Origin of the sequence: Flectobacillus sp., assembly GCF_049240685.1 — a bacterium.
Classification (GTDB): Bacteria; Bacteroidota; Bacteroidia; order Cytophagales; family Spirosomataceae; genus Flectobacillus.
In genome coordinates this window covers 1-3,973 of sequence record NZ_JBMLSD010000072.1, presented here as the reverse complement: position 1 = coordinate 3,973, position 3,973 = coordinate 1, and the positions used below count along the sequence as shown (strand labels likewise).

Sequence of the window (3,973 nt, the reverse complement as noted above, 5' to 3'; positions counted from 1 at the left end):
GAAGCTACAGCAGGTTTTGAAGATTGGTCAAAAGAAATGGTGGTATCTCCAACTATCAATAAATTGAAAAATGCCCTAGAGCAAATCCGTAAAGAAGAGCTTGCTCGTCATTTGAAAAACCTTTCTCCAGAAGAATCTGAGAAATTAGATAAAATCACTATGGGAATTGTTCAGAAAATCATTAAACTTCCTGTTCTTCAGCTCAAAGCAGCATGTAAACGTGGCGAAGCTGACCAATTGGTAGACGTTATCAACGAAATTTTTGATTTAGAAAAACAAAACGAATCATCTTATTCTCATTAATTTTTTACGACTAAGAAATACCATTTACTAAAGATAATATTCCTCAAGCCTACAATTATTTGTAGGCTTTTTTTGTTACCTTGATAAATGTAAAAATGTTGAATACCCTATTTACATTTACCGATACACAATTAATAATTTAAGAATATGCTCAAAACAATCATCCGTTTGCTATTGCTGTTTCTCCTTATTGCTGGTGGAATTTGGCTTTGGGAACAATATAAATTTTTGAAAAATGACAATGCTGAAACGCCAGAGGTAAGTCATAATATTTTACTTCAAGAGATTACTTCAATGGGTAAAATCGAACTGGTAAAATATAATTTTAGGGATGTAGTAGAATCTAAAATCAAGAAGAATTTTTTACCAGATGCCAAAGTCTTGCTAATTGTGACTGGTGAGGCCACTGGTTGTATCGATTTAACAAAAATCAAAGTGGCAGATTTACAGGAATTAAAAGATACTGTAGTGGTGCATTTGCCTGAACCAGAGATTTGTAATTACAAAATAGACCATTCCAAATCAAAGGTATATGATACGCAGTATGCTTTTATGGATGAAGCAAAATTGGTAGATGAAGCTTTCCAGAAAGCCGAAGTGCAGGTACAACAATCAGCTCAATCGATGGGTATTTTGGAACAAACCAAACAATCTGCCGAACAGATGTTGAAACCTTTTATCGAAAAAGTTTCTGGAAAAAAAGTAGTCCTTAAATATGCCATGAAGGATACACCAAGGAGATTAAAATAAAGCAGATACATAAATAAGGCGCAATTGGATAATCCTACTGCGCCTTCTTTATGTATCAGCTTCTTCTTTTATTTATTCAAAATACGTTTGATATCGTTGGCTTGAGTCAAATAATCTTTGAATTTATCGTAACCATCGGCTAGCATCAAACCTTTAAATTTCAATAAGGTATTGATATACTCGTCAAGTACATCGATGATATTATCTTGATTTTGTCTGAAAATCGGAATCCAAGTATCAGGGTTCGATTTTGCCAAACGTACTGTTGACTCAAAACCCGAACTTGCTAAGTTAAAGATACTTTCTTCATCTTTTTCCTTCTGCAAAACTGTAGAGGCCAAGGCAAAAGAACAAATATGCGAGATATGCGAGATATAGGCAGTATGCACATCATGTGCAGCCGAGTCAAGATAAGTCAATCGCATTTTTAGTCCCTCGGTGTACATTTTTTCAATCATCTTCACGAGCTCTGGCTTTGAATCTTGCACATCACAGAGCACACAAGTTTTATTGTCGAACAAATTTCTGATAGCCGCTTCTGGTCCCGAAAACTCAGTACCAGCCATGGGGTGAGTAGCAATGAAATTCCCACGATTAGGGTGATTTCTGACAGAATCTACCGCAGGTTTTTTGGTGGAACCTACTTCTATGACTACCTGATTTTCAGAAACATGATTCAAAACTTCAGGTAAAAGCTTTACCAAAGCATCTACAGGCACAGCCAAAATAATAATGTCTGATTGTTTGATGGCGTCGTTGAGCAAAGCCACACGGTCAACCAACTGGAGTTCAAGGGCTTTGATAACGTGTTCGGTTTTATTATCTACGCCAATAACCGAATCCGCAAATCCACTTTCTTTAAGACTTAAGGCCATTGACCCACCAATAAGACCAAGTCCGACTACTGATATATTCATGTTTGTAAATGCTCGATGATTATCGTTTCCGATAAATGTTGAAAGATATTTAAAACTTAGCCCGCTATCCTAAGAACAGATTCCTTTTGATTGACGAATACGTCGGATAGCTTGGTCAAAAAGGGTTATTTCGGCACATAGCGAGATACGAATATATCTTTCGCCAGCTGTTCCGAAAATGCCTCCTGGGGTAATAAATACCGCCGAGCCAAGTAAAATCTCGTCTGAAAGCTCGTAGCTATTGGTGTAAGAATCTGGAATCTTAGCCCATACAAACATACCAATTTGTTTGGTATCGTATTTGCAATCGAGCAAGTTCATAATTTCAAATACCTTAGTCTGACGTTGTCTATAAATCTCGTTCAAAGAGTCATACCAAGATTGAGGATTTTGGAGTGCTTTTACTGCTGCCATTTGCAATGGTAAAAACATACCAGAGTCCATATTCGACTTGAACCTCAATACATGACTTACTAATTCGGCATTTCCAACTAAAACTCCCATACGCCATCCAGCCATATTATGCGACTTTGAGAGAGAGTTTAATTCAATCGCTACTTCCTTCATGCCTTCAACTGCCAAAATACTTTGTGGAGAATCATTTAGGATAAAACTATATGGGTTATCGTTTACAATCAGGATGTTATGTGCAATGGCGAAATCTCTGAGTTTTTCGAAAAACGCAGTATTGGCTTGCGCGCCAGTAGGCATGTGTGGATAATTTACCCACATCAGTTTAACTTTTGATAAATCTCTCTGTGCCAAAGCATTCAAATCTGGTAACCAACCATTTTCTTCTGCCAAGTCATAATCTACCACCGTTGCACCTGTTAGGAGCGAAGCTGCTCGGTAAGTCGGATAGCCTGGGTTGGGTACTAATACCTCATCGCCAGCTTCCAGATAGGCCATAGCAATGTGCATAATACCTTCTTTTGACCCAATCAAAGGCAATACTTCATTCACTGGATTGAGCGTTACCCCGTAAAACTTTTGATAAAACTGAGCAAAACCTTCACGCAAGGCAGGAATACCCACATAGCTTTGATAGGCGTGGTGTTTGGGATGTGCAGCGCTGTCTGTCAAGGCGTCGATAGTTTCGACAGACGGAGGCAAATCTGGACTTCCAATACCTAAATTGAGTACATCAATGCCTGATGCACGCATATCTGCTATTTGTTTAAGTTTGGTAGAGAAGTAGTACTCCTGAACCAAGTTCATGCGGGATGCTGGTTTTATGTTCATTGTTTTACTAAGACATACTATTTAGCAAGATTTTTCTTTACTAAATAATCAAGGCTATCGAATAATTGGTTAACAAAAAAGCCGACTCACTGAGTCGGCTTGTGTATTATTAGTTTTTTGATTTTTTCAAATTAAAGTCATAACACAACCGACTAAGCCTGCAAAGCGTAGTAATAATAAGCACGGTATGTGTTGATTGACTGGTTCATGACTTCAAAGGTAGTCTGAAAAAAATTATTTGACAAAAAAAAAGAGAATTTGTTGAAAAGAGCTAAAAATCTCACAGCCAAAGATATGCTTCAACAGTCATTAAAGTGTGATTCGACCTAGCGCATCCCAGATTAAATCCTGTTCGTATCCTTTGCTAAGAGCATAACGAAGCAACTTTTGTTTGACCACTAATGGATTGGTATCTTTAATCTCATTTCTTTTTTTGCTAAGAACATCTTCCAAAGTTTGAATATACTCGTCGGGGTCGATTTCTTTCATGCCCATTTGTAAGCAATAATCAGATACGCCACGCATTTTTAGTTCTTGACGGATTTTGAGTCTGCCCCATTTTTTAACTCTAAATTTTGAGCCTGCAAAGATTTTGGCAAAACGCTCTTCGTTGAGATAGTTATTCTCAATAAGCCAAACCACTATCTCATCGGCTTCGTCACCCCACACGCCCCATTCGTCGAGCCGTTCTTTTACTTCTCGGTGGGTTCTTTCCTGATACGCACAGAATCCTGCGGCTTTTTTTAGAATTTCTTTATTCA

The 3,973-nt window shown here is 37.8% G+C and carries 4 protein-coding genes and 1 pseudogene; 2 read left to right on the top strand and 3 right to left on the bottom strand.

Annotated elements, in window-relative coordinates:
• Both ACOVQ4_RS03450 and ACOVQ4_RS03445 read left to right on the top strand, forming a co-directional pair.
• A pseudogene (locus ACOVQ4_RS03450) lies at positions 1-303 on the top strand (glutamyl-tRNA reductase); the annotation flags it as partial.
• Between the two features lie 147 nt (positions 304-450).
• Positions 451-1,053, top strand: coding sequence for a DUF4230 domain-containing protein (locus tag ACOVQ4_RS03445; protein ID WP_421819259.1), 603 nt, complete (start codon positions 451-453; stop codon positions 1,051-1,053).
• 68 nt (positions 1,054-1,121) lie between these two features.
• Here ACOVQ4_RS03445 and ACOVQ4_RS03440 read toward each other — a convergent pair whose 3' ends face one another.
• From ACOVQ4_RS03440 to ACOVQ4_RS03430, 3 genes are all read right to left on the bottom strand, one after another.
• Positions 1,122-1,970: a prephenate dehydrogenase gene (locus ACOVQ4_RS03440; RefSeq protein ID WP_166550631.1), complete on the bottom strand. Its 849-nt coding sequence runs from the start codon at positions 1,968-1,970 to the stop codon at positions 1,122-1,124.
• 69 nt (positions 1,971-2,039) lie between these two features.
• Entirely contained in the window at positions 2,040-3,212 is a 1,173-nt protein-coding gene (locus ACOVQ4_RS03435) for a pyridoxal phosphate-dependent aminotransferase (protein ID WP_421819258.1), read from the bottom strand.
• Positions 3,213-3,521: 309 nt separating this feature from the next.
• Positions 3,522-3,973 (bottom strand): regulatory protein RecX (locus ACOVQ4_RS03430; protein WP_421819257.1); only part of this gene is annotated, 452 nt, incomplete at its 5' end.

Coding starts and splice junctions, on each gene's coding strand:
- ACOVQ4_RS03440 (WP_166550631.1), bottom strand. CDS start 1,970: ATGAATATATCAGTAGTCGGACTTGGTCTTATTGGTGGGTCAATGGCC.
- ACOVQ4_RS03445 (WP_421819259.1), top strand. CDS start 451: ATGCTCAAAACAATCATCCGTTTGCTATTGCTGTTTCTCCTTATTGCT.
- ACOVQ4_RS03435 (WP_421819258.1), bottom strand. CDS start 3,212: ATGAACATAAAACCAGCATCCCGCATGAACTTGGTTCAGGAGTACTAC.